The sequence below is a fragment of the Bradyrhizobium sp. NP1 genome (assembly GCF_030378205.1).
Classification (GTDB): domain Bacteria; phylum Pseudomonadota; class Alphaproteobacteria; order Rhizobiales; family Xanthobacteraceae; genus Bradyrhizobium.
Genome location: NZ_CP127385.1, coordinates 2,489,572 through 2,504,617 on the forward strand (window position 1 = coordinate 2,489,572; position 15,046 = coordinate 2,504,617).

Annotated in this window: 16 protein-coding genes; 7 read left to right on the forward strand and 9 right to left on the reverse strand. The window is 62.6% G+C overall.

Features of this window, described 5'->3' with window-relative positions:
* Positions 1-21: 21 nt before the first annotated feature.
* Positions 22-477, reverse strand: a complete 456-nt coding sequence (locus QOU61_RS11905; RefSeq protein ID WP_289658556.1) for a RidA family protein — start codon at positions 475-477, stop codon at positions 22-24.
* 462 nt (positions 478-939) lie between these two features.
* On the opposite strand from QOU61_RS11905, the gene QOU61_RS11910 reads away from it, so the two are divergent.
* The 4 genes from QOU61_RS11910 to QOU61_RS11925 all read left to right on the forward strand — a co-directional run bounded on the left by QOU61_RS11910 (position 940) and on the right by QOU61_RS11925 (position 3,741).
* Positions 940-1,323 carry a hypothetical protein gene (locus QOU61_RS11910; RefSeq protein WP_289658557.1) on the forward strand — a complete coding sequence of 128 codons (384 nt, stop codon included), beginning with the start codon at positions 940-942 and terminating at the stop codon, positions 1,321-1,323.
* Positions 1,324-1,500: 177 nt separating this feature from the next.
* The gene (locus tag QOU61_RS11915; RefSeq protein WP_289658558.1) at positions 1,501-1,734 is read left to right on the forward strand and encodes a hypothetical protein; all 234 of its coding nucleotides are present in this window, start codon (positions 1,501-1,503) and stop codon (positions 1,732-1,734) included.
* Positions 1,735-1,739: 5 nt separating this feature from the next.
* Positions 1,740-3,326: a glycosyltransferase family 39 protein gene (locus tag QOU61_RS11920; protein ID WP_289658560.1), complete on the forward strand. Its 1,587-nt coding sequence runs from the start codon at positions 1,740-1,742 to the stop codon at positions 3,324-3,326.
* Positions 3,327-3,441: 115 nt separating this feature from the next.
* Positions 3,442-3,741: a hypothetical protein gene (locus QOU61_RS11925; protein WP_289658562.1), complete on the forward strand. Its 300-nt coding sequence runs from the start codon at positions 3,442-3,444 to the stop codon at positions 3,739-3,741.
* Between the two features lie 101 nt (positions 3,742-3,842).
* On the opposite strand, the gene QOU61_RS11930 is transcribed toward QOU61_RS11925, so the two are convergent.
* Positions 3,843-4,085: a DUF1127 domain-containing protein gene (locus QOU61_RS11930; protein WP_289658564.1), complete on the reverse strand. Its 243-nt coding sequence runs from the start codon at positions 4,083-4,085 to the stop codon at positions 3,843-3,845.
* Positions 4,086-4,238: 153 nt separating this feature from the next.
* Here QOU61_RS11930 and QOU61_RS11935 point away from each other — a divergent pair, with 153 nt between their 5' ends.
* The gene (locus QOU61_RS11935) at positions 4,239-5,807 is read left to right on the forward strand and encodes a winged helix-turn-helix domain-containing tetratricopeptide repeat protein (protein WP_289658566.1); all 1,569 of its coding nucleotides are present in this window, start codon (positions 4,239-4,241) and stop codon (positions 5,805-5,807) included.
* A gap of 8 nt (positions 5,808-5,815) precedes the next feature.
* On the opposite strand, the gene QOU61_RS11940 is transcribed toward QOU61_RS11935, so the two are convergent.
* On the reverse strand, positions 5,816-7,306 hold the full coding sequence (locus QOU61_RS11940) for an AMP nucleosidase (protein WP_289658568.1): 1,491 nt from the start codon (positions 7,304-7,306) through the stop codon (positions 5,816-5,818).
* A gap of 141 nt (positions 7,307-7,447) precedes the next feature.
* Between QOU61_RS11940 and QOU61_RS11945 the strand changes: the two genes are divergently transcribed.
* Positions 7,448-8,731 carry a cystathionine gamma-synthase family protein gene (locus QOU61_RS11945; protein ID WP_289661465.1) on the forward strand — a complete coding sequence of 428 codons (1,284 nt, stop codon included), beginning with the start codon at positions 7,448-7,450 and terminating at the stop codon, positions 8,729-8,731.
* A gap of 34 nt (positions 8,732-8,765) precedes the next feature.
* Here QOU61_RS11945 and QOU61_RS11950 read toward each other — a convergent pair whose 3' ends face one another.
* From QOU61_RS11950 to QOU61_RS11965, 4 genes are all read right to left on the reverse strand, one after another.
* Entirely contained in the window at positions 8,766-9,062 is a 297-nt protein-coding gene (locus QOU61_RS11950; RefSeq protein WP_289658570.1) for a hypothetical protein, read from the reverse strand.
* 497 nt (positions 9,063-9,559) lie between these two features.
* Positions 9,560-10,384 (reverse strand): carbohydrate ABC transporter permease, encoded by an 825-nt coding sequence (locus QOU61_RS11955; RefSeq protein ID WP_289658571.1) that lies wholly within the window; start codon positions 10,382-10,384, stop codon positions 9,560-9,562.
* Positions 10,381-11,316, reverse strand: coding sequence for a carbohydrate ABC transporter permease (locus QOU61_RS11960; protein ID WP_502876919.1), 936 nt, complete (start codon positions 11,314-11,316; stop codon positions 10,381-10,383). The genes QOU61_RS11955 and QOU61_RS11960 overlap by 4 nt, the downstream gene beginning before the upstream one ends.
* Positions 11,313-12,641, reverse strand: coding sequence for an ABC transporter substrate-binding protein (locus QOU61_RS11965; protein WP_289658572.1), 1,329 nt, complete (start codon positions 12,639-12,641; stop codon positions 11,313-11,315). The genes QOU61_RS11960 and QOU61_RS11965 overlap by 4 nt, the downstream gene beginning before the upstream one ends.
* Positions 12,642-12,792: 151 nt before the next feature.
* On the opposite strand from QOU61_RS11965, the gene QOU61_RS11970 reads away from it, so the two are divergent.
* Entirely contained in the window at positions 12,793-13,668 is an 876-nt protein-coding gene (locus QOU61_RS11970; protein WP_289658574.1) for an MBL fold metallo-hydrolase, read from the forward strand.
* Positions 13,669-13,726: 58 nt separating this feature from the next.
* Here QOU61_RS11970 and QOU61_RS11975 read toward each other — a convergent pair whose 3' ends face one another.
* Both QOU61_RS11975 and QOU61_RS11980 read right to left on the reverse strand, forming a co-directional pair.
* Positions 13,727-14,827: an amidohydrolase family protein gene (locus QOU61_RS11975; protein WP_289658575.1), complete on the reverse strand. Its 1,101-nt coding sequence runs from the start codon at positions 14,825-14,827 to the stop codon at positions 13,727-13,729.
* Positions 14,811-14,972, reverse strand: coding sequence for a hypothetical protein (locus QOU61_RS11980; protein WP_289658576.1), 162 nt, complete (start codon positions 14,970-14,972; stop codon positions 14,811-14,813). The genes QOU61_RS11975 and QOU61_RS11980 overlap by 17 nt, the downstream gene beginning before the upstream one ends.
* Positions 14,973-15,046: the final 74 nt, after the last annotated feature.

Here is a 15,046-nt window from a genome sequence, read left to right on the forward strand (position 1 = left end):
CAGCCCCGAGACGCCGTCGTCTTATTTGAGCGGGTGGGATCGCTTGCTGAGAACGGCATCGGCCTCGATCTCGATCATGCCGGCGTCGCGCACCAGGCTCGTGATCTGGACCAGGGTGCTCGCCGGATATTTGTCCTTGGTGAAATAGCGCGCTCTCACTTCATGGATGTCATGCAGCGATTTTTCATCGAGCTTGGTGGTGAAGACCCTGACGCGGACGATGTCATCGAAAGTCGCGCCTTCATGGTCCAGCACCTTCTTGATGTTCTTGAGGACCTGCTCGGTCTGCTCGGCCATGGTGGTGCCGACGAGCCTGTGGTTCTCGTCGATAGGCGTTTTCCCTGAAATGAACAACAGCGTGCAGTCACTCAAATCGATTCGGACAGCGTCGGAAAACACCGCGGCCGTGCCATCCTTGCTCAGCGCCGACATTCCCCGCGATGCGTCCGCCGTAAGATTGATGCGTGATACCTGCATTTTTGCTTCTCTTCCCTTCGTGATTGCTGATCGGATCGAAACCAGCATATCTCAAACGCAGCCGGCGGGCAGGCTGGTTGGAGTCGCTAGCGGCGCAGGCGGTTCGGACGCGCCTCGCTGGCCGAATTCGACGGGATTCGCCGAGCGATGTGGCCGCTTGGGCAACGAATCCGCAAAGTTGACATGCTAGTGTCCCGCTCCCGACGCTTGTATCCCTTTGCAGCAGGTACATTTTCAAGCGTCGGGAGCAAAGGGACACTAGCAACTCATTGATCTAGTGTGGCTTCGGTTCAGAAGTCCGCATGACGAATGCGTGGCGCCAAATGATGCGGACTTCTGAACCGCCACACTAGTGTCAAGGCGATGGGCCAAAGTCGGATATGCCGCGGTGCCTCCCGCCGCCGTTGCGCGAGGGGTCCTATCAGATGCGGGGCCCGGTGGAAGCGCCGAATTGGAAGACCCATGAAAAGCCTTCTTGTCACGCTACTTGCGACGCTTGTGTCGATGACAACCGCGTCTGCGCAAACGGCAGCCAGGACCGGCGCGGACGAGGCCGCTTCGGCATTTGACTCCGATCCGATCATCGAGATCACGACGACGTTCCGGGCTCGCATTGACGGACTGGCGGATCCGCGCGAGGTGCCAAGCCCGACGGCCCAGGACGCCGCGCGTCGGACGCTCTACAACATGGCGGCGAACGAATGCACCGTATTGTCCGAATTCTGGAAGGCCGAATGCCGGCTGAGTTCGTTTTTTGTGGCCATCGGGAGATCCGACCCGGAGCCACCGCAGTTTCCATCGATGTTCGGTACGGCGGTTTATGAACTCCGGCCAAAGCCACACTAGACGCGTCGTCCGCTGCTGCTTTCCACCCCCGGTTGACCGTCGCGCCGAGCCACCGTGACCACGTCGAAATATGGCCGTTGCTCGGGATCGTCTTTTTGACAAGAAGATGACCTGGCACGGCATCCGTGTGCCGGAGGGGGCATCGCACGATACGGCTGCCGCCTCCGAAGCATTTTTTTGAACGCATATGATCTCAATTTCTTCACCAAGACTTTCGATTTGGGACATGAACATTTTTTAATGAAGCCGAACACGCGCTGTTTTGAGGCGCGGGCGGATTGTCACCTCGGCGTCGCAATGCGAGTGGAGGACGAGACTTGTCTTGCCCTATCGCAAGCGATGGATTTGTCGCGCCCCTGGTGGCTGCGCGCCCGCGAGTCTCCTTTGGGCGCTGGCGGCAGCCAATTCTGACCTGGATGGACGGCGTCGAAGCGGGTTGGGCTGTTCCGCTGCTGGTGCTTGGTTTCGTCGCGGTCTGGCAGGGCTTCCTGTCTATCGCTTATTTTGGCGGTGACCTGCATCCCGACGTGCTCGAAACATGGACACTCGGGCGCAGCCTCGAATGGGGCTACGCCAAGCATCCGCCCCTGATGGGGTGGGTAGCGCGAGCCTGGACATCGATCTTTCCGCTCAGCAATTGGTCGTTTCAGTTGATGGCATTGACCAATTCGGCGATCGCGCTGTGGATCGTCGATCTGATTTCGCGTTGCTTCGTAAGGGGCGACAAGAGGCTGGTCGTGCTGTTGCTTCTCATGCTGCTGCCGACCTATCAGTTTCACGCCCAGCGCTTCAATGCCAACGCTGTACTGCTGGCGACCTGGCCGCTTGCGACCTATTGCTTTCTCAAGTCGTTTGAAACCCGCCGGCTCGGTTGGGCGGTCGCGGCGGGCGTAGCAGGCGCGCTTGCGATGCTTGGCAAGTATTATTCGGTGTTTCTGATTATCAGCTTTGCTTTCGCCGCGATCTGTCATCCGCAACGCCGCGCCTATTTTGGTTCGTGCGTCCCCTGGATCTCGGTGATTGTGGGCCTGGCGTCGCTCGGACCACACCTGTACTGGCTTGTAACGACCGGCGCTAAACCGTGCGTTTATGCGCTCGCGACGCATGCGGGCAAGGCCTTTGGCCCGTCGGTGCTGGCAGCGCTTCTCTTCATTCCGGGTGCTGCGATGGTCCTCGTGCTACCTGCGGTGGCATGGATTCTGATCGCGGGAGAACGGCTCAAGAGGTTTTCCCGGGACTTCCGGGCGCTGAACTCCGGGCTATGGCTGCTGTTTCTCGTCAGCGTCGGGACAATGATCTTCCCCGCGATCACCGCGGTCGCGCTCGGGACCGACATGGAGCCGATCTGGGCTCTGCAAGGCAGTTTCATGATCGCGATTTTGATTGTCTGCGGCGCCAGCTATTCGATCGAGCGCTTCCACACCGTCAACCTCGCCGTCGCGGTCATCGCCATCGGGGTTCTGGCCGCCGTGGTGGCGGCACCTGTTCATGCGCTCTATCGAAATTCCCATCCGCTGCACGAAGGCCGCAATTTTTATCGGATGGCGGCCGAGGAACTGACACGGCTCTGGCGCGCGCAATCCGATGCCGCGCTACCGGCTGTCGTCGGCGACGACGATCTGGCCCTGGCGCTCGCCTTCTACAGTCCGGATCATCCTTTCTATGAGCAGCACCTCGTCAATCCGGGGATACGGGGACCAGCGAGCAGCGATGTCCTCGAACGAGGATGGGCCGCGCTGTGCTTTGGCGAAGATGCGGGCTGCATTGCCGCAATGGAGCAGATCGCGGCGCGCACGTCGCGGTTTGTCAGGTCGGAATTTGTCGTCCGCTCGATGTTGTTGGGCCAGCCCGGTGCCAGCCAGCGCTTCACGGCGATCATCGTGCCGCCTTCGGCAGAGCCGACCGATGGCGCCGCCCCAGCCTCCGTGCCGTCGGGGACCCGGGATCTGACCGCTCCAAGTCGGCTGGCTGCCGGTGCCGGCTCAACAGGTGCGCCGGAGTGAGGCCGAGACAATCTGATATGCGACGACGCGGCTCTGTCATGCCTGGGTTTGGTAGCGCGATAGCGTGACCGGGCGTATAACCCGGTAGCTTCTTCTCCCACTTGAAGAGGCTGAAATGAATGACTTGCATGCGTGGCTCGCGCAGCAGCCCCACGGTCTGCACACCTTCCGGATCTTCCAGCAAAAGCTCGAGACGCTAGGCAGGAGCGAGCCTGAACAGCTGGCTCTATGCCAGCTGCTCAAGAATATGGTCGGCAGCTATATCGAAGCGTTCGATGAAGAGCCGTTGCCGGTCGCGGTCGCCGACCGTGCCCATCATCGCCTGGTTGAGTTGCTGGCAAGCCTGAATGTTGAAGCCAATGCGGAACGCCGTCTGGCGGACCTCAATCATGTCGCAGTGTGCCGGCTGTGGTAGGCGGCCGCGTCCGACCGCGGCGCTACTGAGACGCAGCTTTCGCAAAGCTTCGGAGCTTGCGCGCGTGCAGGCGCGCCTTGATCGCTCCCCGCCACGATCGTTCATTGCGAGTGCATGACACTGCGCGGGTCCGTGGCGCGATTGGCGGCGACGTAGTCGATCTCGCCGCGCGTCGTGCCGATGTCCTGCAGCTCCCGTTCGCTCAGGTCACACAGACGCGCCCGCAACGTCCGGCGCTCGTACCGTTCCAGAAGTCCATCCCACCAACGTCGCAACCAGCCGAGGGTGGGTTGCGTCGCCACGATGGCCTGCGTCGATCTGACCAGGACGTAGATCGTATCCATCGGAGAATCTCCGGGTAACGCTTTCCACCCGATCTGAGAGTACGAAACCCGGGAAATCGCGCTTAACGAGCGGCTTACATTTTCCTTACGTGTGGCTTACCTTTAAGTCCGCTTGTTCTGGGCGCGCACCGGCGGGTCCGAGGATTTGGCAAATTGCGCTATCTCTTCGAGGAATATGCATTGGACGTCGGCCTGCGCGAGCTGCGCCGCGGGCAGGAGGTTGTCCCTGTCGCACCTCAGGTTTTTGACCTGATCGAATACCTGGTCCGGGAGCGAGACCGGGTCGTCAGCAAGGACGAGCTGATCCAGGTCATCTGGAACGGCCGCATCGTCTCCGATGCCGCGCTGACGACCCGTCTGAATGTTGCCAGAAATGCAATCGGGGATTCCGGTGAGCAGCAGCGCCTGATCAGGACGCTGCCGCGAAAGGGCTTTCGCTTCGTCGGCCAGGTGCGGGAAGCGGACACGACAGCACGGGCGGAGCTCGCTGGCGATCCGGAGGGGTCAAAGCCCGTCCTGCCGCTTCCCTTGAAGCCTTCTATCGCGGTGCTCCCGTTTGTCAATTTGAGCTCGGATCCCGAGCAGGAGCATTTCGCCGACGGCGTCGTGGAAGACATCACCATGGCGCTGTCGCTCTTTCGCTGGCTGTTCGTCATCGCACGCAATTCGAGCTTCACCTACAAGGGCCGCACTGTCGACGTGAAGCAGGTCGGCCGCGACCTCGGGGTGCGCTACATCCTCGAAGGAAGCGTGCGCAAGGCGGGAAACCGCCTTCGAATCGCGGGCCAGCTGATCGATGCCGAAACGGGCGCGCACCTCTGGGCGGATCGTTTCGAGGGAGCGCTCGAAGACGTGTTCGAACTCCAGGATCACGTTACGTCCCGCGTGGTCGGCGCAATCGCTCCGAAGCTGCAGCAGGAGGAGATCAAGCGCGCCAGGCACAAGCCGACAGAAAACCTCGATGCGCGCGACTATTACCTGCGCGGGATGGCGAAAGCCCGCTGGTGGAGCAGGGAGGCAAACAGCGATGCGCTGAAGCTGTTCAGCAAGGCGATCAAGCTCGACCCGCGGCTGTCCTCCGCCTACGGCATGGCTGCGTGGTGCTACGCCCGTCGCAAAGCCAACGGCTGGACGGACAGGCGGGCGGAGGAAAGTGCGGAGGGCGTAAGGCTGGCGCGCAAGGGCGTGCAGGTCGGAGCAGACGATCCGGTGGCCTTGTGCATGGGCGGATACGTCCTCGCCTTTGTCGCTCGGGAGTTCGACGATGCGGCGATGCTCATGGAGCAGGGATTGGCCGTCAATCCCAACTACGCGCTGGGCTGGATGCTCAGTGCCTGGTTGAGGGTGTGGAGGGGCGAGTCCGACCTTGCGCTCGATCACGTCGCGCGAGCGATGCGCCTCAATCCGCTCGATCCTTCCATGTACGGCCTGTACGGAGCGATGGCGTATGCTCACTTTATCGCCGGCCGCTATGACGTGGCCGCCTCATACGCCGAAAAGGTGACGCGCGACAATCCGATTCTCCTTTTGGCGAATAGCGTATCCGCAGCCAGCAGCGCGCTCGCCGGACGGCTGGACCAGGCGCAGCAGGCTCTTGCGCGGGTGCTCGCGTGTGATCGCGGCCTGCGCGCTTCCAGTTTGACGGACCTGGCGCCGTTCCGCCGGGCGGAGGATGCCGACGCCTTTGCCCGGGGGCTCCGTCATGCCGGCCTTGCCGCGTGAGCACGCGGCTACTGAAACGCCACTTCGGCAAAGCTCCGAAGCTTGCGTGAATGCAGACGCTCCGATTCCTGGTGCTTGAGCCGCTCGAGCGCCTTCAGGCCGATCTCGAGGTGCTGGCCGACGCGCTGGCGGTAGAATTCGCTGGCCATGCCGGCGAGCTTGATCTCACCATGAAGCGGCTTGTCCGAGACGCAAAGCAGGGTGCCATAGGGGACGCGGAAACGATAGCCGTTGGCCGCGATGGCTGCCGACTCCATGTCGAGCGCGACCGCGCGCGATTGCGACAGACGCCGGATGACCGAAGGACCGCTGATTTCCCAATTGCGATTGTCGACGCTCGCCACCGTTCCGGTGCGCATCAGCCGCTTGAGCTCGAAACCCGATAGTCCGGTGACCTCGCCGACGGCCTGCTCGAGCGCGACCTGCATCTCTGCCAGCGCGGGAATCGGGACCCACAGCGGCAGCTCATGATCAAGCACATGGTCCTCGCGAACGTAGCCGTGAGCGAGGACGTAATCGCCGAGCCGCTGCGTGTTCCTCAAGCCTGCGCAATGCCCCAGCATCAGCCAGGCGTGCGGCCGCAGCACGGCGACGTGGTCCGTGACGTTTCGGGCGTTGGATGGGCCAGTCCCGATGTTAATCAGCGTGATGCCGCCATATCCAGGCTCGACAAGATGGAAGGCCGGCATTTGCGGCATGCGCTCCGGGGCAACCCCGGAGGTGCCGCCGCCAAGACGTATGCTGCGCGTCACGACGTTTCCAGGCCCGACGAACGCATCGGGACCGATCTGGCCCGAAGCCAGGCGCTGCTGACACAACTGCACGAAGGCATCGACATAGAACTGATAGTTGGTGAAGATCACGAAGTTCTGGAAGTGCTCCGGATCGGTGCCCGTATAATGATAAAGCCGACGCAACGAGTAGTCGACGCGCGCCGCGCGGAACAAGGCGAGCGGTTCCGGAACTCCGGGCGGAAGTTCGAATGTTCCGTCGGCGATCGCATCGTCCATGGCGGCGAGATCGGGCGTATCGAACACGTCGCGCAGCGCCCGCATGTCGATCGAACCGTTGGTGAGCGTCGCCTCGACGTTGATGTCGCGCCGGTAGGCGAAATGAATGGGGATCGGTTCGTTCGACACGCCGATCTCGACCGGCACGCCGTGGTTCTTGATCAACAATCCGATTTGCTCGGTGAGGTAGGTCCGGAACAAATCCGGCCTCGTCACGCTGGTTTCATGCACGCCCGGCCGCGCGACGAATCCATAGGCGAGGCGCGAGTCGAGCCGCGCATGGGTCGAGGTCGTGACCCGGACAAACGGATAGCAGGCGCGCACGCGTGTCGTGAGCGCCTCACCATTGGCATAGGCTTCAAAACGGTCCCTGAGGAATTTTGTGTTGCGCTCGTAGATTTCTTCAACGCGGCTGACCGCAGCGTCGGCATCGGTGAAAGTTTCGGTCGCAACCGCCTGCGGTGTCTGGATGATCGGTGCGGGACTCATTTTCTCCAACGCAGGTTCGTGGTCTAGCGCAGATCCGCTTTGGAACCTGTTTCCCAGGCGAGTATAAAACGAACGGAGTGTCCATCCAAATGGACTCTTGAGCGCGGGGCGAGCATCCGAATCCAGACAGCGAGGCAGGCCATGGTGAAACCGTTTCCCTCGAAGACCCACATCGGCAACCATATGCTGCATCCCGAAACGCTGATGCTGAGCTACGGCTACGACCCGCAACTATCGGAAGGTGCCATCAAACCGCCGGTCTTCCTGACCTCGACCTTCGTTTTCAGGTCTGCCGAAGACGGGCAGGACTTCTTCGATTTCGTGGCAGGCCGGCGCGAGCCTCCCGCGGGGATGGGGGCGGGGCTGGTCTATTCGCGATTCAATCACCCCAACAGCGAGATCGTGGAGGACAGGCTAGCCGTCTACGAGCGCACCGAGAATTGCGCGCTGTTCTCGTCCGGCATGGCCGCGATCGCGACGACGATCCTGGCGTTCGTGCGCCCCGGTGACGTCATTCTGCACTCTCAACCGCTCTATGGCGGGACGGAAACGCTGCTTGCGAACACGCTTGCGGGCCTCTCCATTGGCGCGGTCGGCTTTGCGGACGGGACCGACGAAACCGCAGTCGCACTGGCAGCGGAGGACGCCATGCGCAAGGGCAGGGTCGCGATGATTTTCATCGAAACGCCTGCCAATCCCACCAACGGTCTGGTCGATATCGCAATGATTCGCCGCGTCGCCGACATGATCGGCCGGACCCAGGGCCACACCCCGATGGTCGTATGCGACAACACGCTGCTGGGACCGGTGTTTCAGCGGCCGATCGAGCACGGCGCGGATGTCTCGCTGTACTCGCTGACCAAATATGTAGGTGGTCATTCGGACCTGATCGCGGGCGCCGTGCTCGGCTCAAAGGCGATCATCAAAAGCGTCAAAGCGCTGCGAAGTGCCATTGGCACCCAGCTGGACCCGCATTCGTGCTGGATGATCAGCCGGTCACTCGAGACGTTGGGGCTCCGCATGGAGAAGGCCGACGCCAACGCGCGGATCGTCGCGGATTACCTGGTCGACCACGCCAAGGTGGCGAAGGTGCATTATCTCGGTCATCACGAAGACGCTTCTCCTGCGGGCCGTGTTTTCGCGAAACAATGCACCGGCGCGGGCTCCACATTCTCGTTCGACATCGTTGGCGGGCAGGCCGCCGCATTCAAATTCCTCAACGCGCTGCAAATCTTCAAGCTGGCGGTAAGCCTGGGCGGCACCGAGTCTCTTGCCAGCCTCCCGGCAAGCATGACCCACTCCGGCGTTCCGGTTCACATCCGCCAGAAGATTGGCGTCCTCGACTCCACGATCCGCCTGTCGATCGGCATCGAACATCCCTCCGATCTGATCGCGGATATCGAGCAGGCGTTGAGCCAGGCATAGCTGCTGGCCGCGCCGCGCGTCAGTGCGGCCCTGTTCAACAAAAGCGCCCGCAGGGCACTGCTTTCCATCCCGCAACGTGCCTGCGCGTGACGGTCCTGTCTGGATAGAGCGATCGCGCGGCTCTCAACGCGCGCGTTTCCGCATGCGCCAGCCGGTCGGGCAAGCCAGTTCGATTGTTGATGAGGCCGTCGCTCGCAAGCCTACCCAAAGCGCGCGAAATCGCATGCGCCAAAACGCGAATTTTTTCGAGCAATTTCAGGCTGATTTGGGTCGTCCAGTCCTCAAGCGAAAAATATTCCGCTTGAGCCGTCGGGCAAATCAGTGGCTTCAATCGGCGCGTCCCGCCTCGACAAGAGGGCGTATCGCGATCGTCACGAAACGTAAGGCGGGGTGCGATGGACGCGGCGGCGTTGCCAGACGAGCGACGCCAAGGCGGACGGCGAAGTCGTGTGGTCCTGGCATCCCGACGCTGATGCCAAGTCAATGGACGATGATCCGTTGATGACGGTGGCAAGAAAGCCCGGTCATCGGGGAGAGCACGAAGGAAACCGTTAAAACCATTGCGCAGGGAAGGCCGGATGGATCGGCAGTACCTGTGGTGACTAACTCGTGTGCTTTTTACTTTCGCACGCGAGGCTGCGGGTGCGGCCAGCGCCCGGCTTTCCCTGCGCCCTCTGCTGTCAGAGGGACATGCTACGCACAGAACTCGGGCGCAAGCGCGCCGCGGGAATGCACCGCATGTCTTCGGTTGTTTGAAAACCGAATCTGAAAGAAGCGGTCCACGGTCGGGTTGCGTCAGCCACCTACGACACCGCCACTCATGGTTGATCAGCCGCCCTTGACTGCGCCCGCGGTGAGCCCGGCGACGATCTGCCGTTGCGCGAACAGCGTCAGTAGAAGTACGGGGAAGGTGACGATGAGTGCGGCTGCGGCCAAGGGTCCCCAACTGAGCTGGTCGAACGAGATCATGTTGTAGACGGCGACCGGCAGGGTGCGGGTCTCGCGGCCGGCCAGCACGATGCCGAACACGAAATTGTTCCAGGAGAAGATCACGGCGAGGATGAAGGCCACCGCCAGCCCCGGCCGCGCCACCGGAAGCGCGACGTGGCGAAACACCTGCCAGCGCGTGGCGCCGTCGATTCGGGCCGCCTCTTCGAGTTCGATCGGCGTGGTCTCGAAATAGCCGATCATGATCCAGATCACGATCGGCACGGTCACCACGAGATGGATGATGATCTGCGGCACCAGCGTGCCGAGCACGCCGAGCCACTGGAACAGCAGGAACAGCGGAATGAGATAGGACAGGCCCGGCGTGATGCGCGCGATCAGGATCACGATTGCCGATTTGTGCGCGGCCATCCGGGCGATGCCGTAGCCGGCGGGCACGCCGACCAGCATCGCAAGCAGCGTGGCGGAGCCGGTGACGATCAGGCTGTTCCTGAAATAGGTCAGGAAGCGGTTGGAGGCGAGCACGTCGGCATAGTTCTTCCAGGCGAAATGCTCGGGGATGAAGATCGGCGGATAGGACGCGTTGTCGACCTCGAACTTGACCGACAGCGAGAGCATCCAGAGGAAGAACAGGATTGCCGGCGAGACGATGATGAACACCGCGATCGCAAGTCCGACCTTGCCCATGATCTGCCGAATAGTCATGTGCCGCCGATCTCGGTCCACAGCGTGCGCTGGCGCACATAAAGCAGCACGGCGGCCAGCGTCACGATCAGGGCGAAGAACACCACAGCGATCGCCGATCCGTAGCCGAGGTCGTAATAGACGAAGGCGACGCTGTAGAGGTAGAGGTTGATGGTTTCCGAGGCCGAGCCGGGGCCGCCTTGGGTGATCGCGAAGATCACATCAAAGCTCTTCACCGCGTCGATGGTGCGGATCATCGCGGCGATGAAGATGAAGGGCGTGATCAGGGGCAGCGTGATGTAGCGAAACATCTGCCACATCCCGGCGCCGTCGATCTGCGCGCTCTCGTAGGGCTCGGTCGGGAGCGCCGCGATGCCGCCGAGCACGATCAGCATGACCAGCGGCGTCCATTGCCAGGTCTCGACCAGCACCAGCGACGGGATAACTGTGGCCGGGTGGAACACCCAGAGCTGCGGCGGCAGGCCGACCAGCGACAGCAGGTAGTTCAGGACACCGAGTTGCGGGTGGAACATCATGGTCCACACCAGCGCGATCGCGACCGGGGTCGCCATCATCGGCATGATGAACACCCCGCGCAGAAAGCCGCGCCAGGGGAATTTGGCGTGGAAGACGACCGCCGCGAAGGTCCCGAAGATCAGGGGCAGCAGCACCGAGAGCGCGGTGTAGAGCAGGGTATGTCCGACCGCCTCGATGAAACGCGGATCGGCGGGCAGGCGCAGATAGTTGGCGAAGCCGACGAAGGTGATGGGCGAGCCGACCTTCCACTCGTTGAAGCTCATCCAGATCGTGAACAGCCAGGGAAACACGATCACTGCCAGCACCACGACGAGCGCCGGCAGCACGAACGGCCAGTATGAGGGGGGACGCGAGGCCTCGCCCGGCGCGGGCTCGATCCGCGCCGGGGCTTTCGTGGATTGCGCGATCGTGCTCACGCTTTCTCGCTGCGCTCCAGGATCGGGCGGAACTGCTCATGCGCCTTCTTCAGCTCGGTCGCGGGATCGGCGCCCGACAGCGTCGCGGTCAGCGCCGCGCCGACGATGTCGCGGAATTCGGCGACGGGAATCACGACCGGCAGGCCGAGCTTGGAGATCTTGGCGGAGTCGATCGCCGACTGCAGCCATTCCTGCGGCAGCTTGACGCCCTTCTGGATCTCGGGATCGTTGAGCACGGAGTTGCGGAACGGCACGCCGCCGCCGGCCTGCACGAGGCGCGCGCCTTGCGCCTTCGAGACCACCCATTGGCAGAGCAGGTAGGCCGCCTCCTTGTTCCTGCTCGCCGCCGCAATGCCGATGCCGTCGCCATAGGTCGCGGAATATTGCCCCTTGGGCCCGGCGGGCACGACGGTGTAGCCGACCTTGCCGACGACGCGGGAGGCGTTCGGATCTTCCAGCGGCGGCGCCCAGCCGACGCCGTCGATCCACATCGCCGATCTGCCTTGCGTGAAGGAGGCCATCGACTCCATCCAGTTGAAGCCGGCGACGCCGGGCGGTGCGACCTTGGTCAGGAGCCGCTGATAGAGCTTTGTCGCCTCGATCGCCTCGGGGCCGTCGGTGAGGATATTGCCTTTGGCGTCAAGGAATTCGCCGCCATAGTTGAGGAAGAAATTGGTCCACAGCGTCATGTTGGCGTTGCGCAAGCCCCGTCCGACGAAGCCGAAGGTGCCGTCCTTGGGATCGGTGAGCTTTTCGGCGGCCAGAACCATCTCGTCGAGCGTTTTCGGAACGGCGACGCCTTTCTTCGCGAACATCTCCTTGTTGTAGTAGAGGATGAAGTAGTCGACCGACCACGGCAGCGAGAGCATCTGGCCCTTGTCGTTTTTGGCGTAGACGAGGCCTGCAGCGGAAAAGTCGCTCTCCATGAGATCGGGCACGGTCATGGTCGGATCTTTCAGGTATCCGGACATGTCGGCCAGCCAGCCGGCCTTCTCGAATTGCCGCTTCTGCACATGATAGCTGAGATGGATGACGTCGAAGCTCGGTTTGCCCGACGCCAGCTCGATCACCGCCTTCTGGCGCTGCTGCTGTTCGGGGATCTGCTCGGATTCGACTTCGATGCCGGTGAGTTCGGTGAATTCCTTGATGTTCTTCTGCAGATTGTCGCCGCGCGGTCCCTTGGCCAGGATCACCTCGAGCTTCGTTCCGGCATATTTCTTCCATTGCACCTCGGCGGCGCGTGCCGGAAAGCCGGCCAGCGCCAGTGCGCCGGCGGCCGCGGAGCCGGCGAGTGCGGCGCGGCGAGAGATATGGTGGTCTTTCATCGGTTCCTCCCCTCAATTCGTCTTTTTCTGAAGGCGAAGTCTAGCGCCTGCAGCGTTCCTGTGAAGGCCCGTGCCGCTCGCCCGGCTCGCTTGAACAGGGAGGAGGCGCCCGATACGCTCGCCCGGCCTCAGCCGGGGAGGAAACCCAACAATGAAGCAGCTCAGGATTGGCGACATCACCATCGATGCTGTGATCGAACGCGAAGGGCCGTGGCGGCGCCCGCGGGATTTCTTTCCGGCCTATCACGAGGCCACCTTCAGGCATCATCTGCCGTCGATGGAGCCGGAAGCCTACGACGCCGAGCTCGGCATGATGCTGATCACCTATCAGACTTTCGTGGTGCGCACGCCGCGCCACACCATCCTGGTCGACACCTGCACCGGCGAGGACAAGGGCCACCCGCCGCCGTTCGACTTTCCCGGCAAGGAGCGCTGGCGCCACGAGCTGTTCGCGCTCGGGGTCAGCTTCGACAAGGTCGACTACGTCTTTTGCACCCACCTGCACATCGACCACACCGGCTGGAATACCACGCTGCGCGACGGCCGCTGGGTGCCGACCTTCCCGAACGCGAAATACATCTTCCACAAGCGCGAATATGCGGCCTGGGAGGCGGAGCACAGGAAGGGCGCCAACCCGCCCGGCACCGTGTTCCGCGACAATTGCCTGCCCATTGTCGAGGCAGGCCAGGCGCTGCTGGTCGACGACGATTTTGAGCTCGACGACACTATCACGCTGACGCCGACCCCAGGGCACTCGCCCTGTCACTGCTGCGTCAATATCTTTTCGCGCGGCCAGCGCGCGGTGGTGGCCGGCGACCTCATGCACCACGTGATCCAGTGCCGCGAGCCGGACTGGTCGGCGAAGCCGGATTGGGACCCGAAGCAGTCGGCGGTGTCGCGCCGAAAATTCTTCGCTTCCGTCGCCGACACCGACACGTTGATCCTGCCGGTGCATTTCCCGGCGCCGACCGCCGGCCGTGTGATCGGCGACGGCGATCGCTTCAACTACCGCTTCAAGCGGGACTAGCCTTTTGATTAGGCATGATGTTGTTCGGAAAACCGGTGTCCACTTTTCCGCATCATGCCTAGCCCGTCTTCATGCTGAACAACTTTGCTGCGGTGCGGCCGAGAATGTCCGCCTTCTCGTCCTCGCTGAGCGATGCGGTGGCCAGGATCGGGTCGACCGGGTGCATCTCCCAGGGGTAGGGATAGTCGCTGCCAAGCACGACCTGGCCGACGCCGACCTGGGCGATCAGATGGCGGATCGCCTCTGGTTCGAAGATCAGCGAATCGAAATAGATCTGCTTGAGATATTCCGTCGGCTTCTTCTTCAGCTTGACGTCGGGATTGCAGCCTTTCGGGCCGACCAGGCAGGCATGGTCCGAGCGGTCGGCGTAGGAGGGCAGGTAGCCGCCGCCATGGGCCGCGATCACTTTCAGCCCGGGAAAGCGGTCGAAGGTGCCCTCGAAGATCAGGTGGGATAGCGCGATCGTGGTGCCCAGCGGGTTGGCGATGGTGTTGCCGAGCCAGCCATTGCCGGCAAGGCGCTTGTTCAATTCCGGGATGCCCTGCGGATGGATGAACAGGGGCACGCCGAGCTCTTCCGCCTTGGCCCATACCGGATTGAATTTCGGGTCCGAGAATTCCACGCCGTTGACGACGTCGCCGATGGCTGCCCCCTTGAGGCCTTGCTTCTTCACCGCGGTCTCCAGCTCCTGCACCGCAAGGTCGGGCGCCTGCAAGGTCAGCGAGGCGAAGGCCGCGAAGCGGTCTGGCTTGGACGCGCAGAGCTCGGCGAGCTTCTCGTTCTGGACCTTGACGATCTGGGCGGCCAGGTCGCGATCGCGGTCATACCAGAACGGATTGATCGACAGCACCTCCATGTCGATCGCCTGTGAATCCATGGCGGCGATCCGCTTGTCGACCTCGATGAAGGCTTCTTCGGCCCCGTTGACCGGCGGAATCTGGAGCTTGGCGGCGTCGGGGCCGATCAGCGCGCCGGCCTCATGGAAATGGCAGTGGGCGTGCACGTCGATCGTCTTGATGCGCCTGCCGCCGACCGTGACGGGAAGGGTTTGCCGAGCCGGCTGCTGCGCATGCGCGCCTTTCAGGAGGCCGCAGCTGCAGAACACGATGCCTGCCGCAGCGGCCGTGCCGTTCCTGAGAAAATCACGGCGCGTCGTCATGACCATTCCTCCCTGTTGATTTTTGTCCGGTCTGGCGCGCGGCCAGACCGTGCCGGCTTTCAAGCTGCCGCTCCAGGCGCCAGCCGATCCGGTTACCGGCAGCGTAGGATGCGCGGTCGGCCGGCGGCAAGGCTTTCGAGATCACGAGCGCGTCGGCTGTCGATGGAGCGGCGGAGAAGTTGCTGCAATGTGCACTGCGGCGGCCTCTGTACGGCGGAC

Excerpts from the sequence above, each read along its gene's own strand:
- QOU61_RS11940 (WP_289658568.1), bottom strand. The coding sequence starts at position 7,306 with ATGAGTCCCGCACCGATCATCCAGACACCGCAGGCGGTTGCGACCGAA.
- QOU61_RS11945 (WP_289661465.1), top strand. The coding sequence starts at position 7,448 with ATGGTGAAACCGTTTCCCTCGAAGACCCACATCGGCAACCATATGCTG.
- QOU61_RS11925 (WP_289658562.1), top strand. The coding sequence starts at position 3,442 with ATGAATGACTTGCATGCGTGGCTCGCGCAGCAGCCCCACGGTCTGCAC.
- QOU61_RS11975 (WP_289658575.1), bottom strand. The coding sequence starts at position 14,827 with ATGACGACGCGCCGTGATTTTCTCAGGAACGGCACGGCCGCTGCGGCA.
- QOU61_RS11920 (WP_289658560.1), top strand. The coding sequence starts at position 1,740 with ATGGACGGCGTCGAAGCGGGTTGGGCTGTTCCGCTGCTGGTGCTTGGT.
- QOU61_RS11910 (WP_289658557.1), top strand. The coding sequence starts at position 940 with ATGAAAAGCCTTCTTGTCACGCTACTTGCGACGCTTGTGTCGATGACA.
- QOU61_RS11970 (WP_289658574.1), top strand. The coding sequence starts at position 12,793 with ATGAAGCAGCTCAGGATTGGCGACATCACCATCGATGCTGTGATCGAA.
- QOU61_RS11930 (WP_289658564.1), bottom strand. The coding sequence starts at position 4,085 with ATGGATACGATCTACGTCCTGGTCAGATCGACGCAGGCCATCGTGGCG.
- QOU61_RS11965 (WP_289658572.1), bottom strand. The coding sequence starts at position 12,641 with ATGAAAGACCACCATATCTCTCGCCGCGCCGCACTCGCCGGCTCCGCG.
- QOU61_RS11905 (WP_289658556.1), bottom strand. The coding sequence starts at position 477 with ATGCAGGTATCACGCATCAATCTTACGGCGGACGCATCGCGGGGAATG.
- QOU61_RS11955 (WP_289658571.1), bottom strand. The coding sequence starts at position 10,384 with ATGACTATTCGGCAGATCATGGGCAAGGTCGGACTTGCGATCGCGGTG.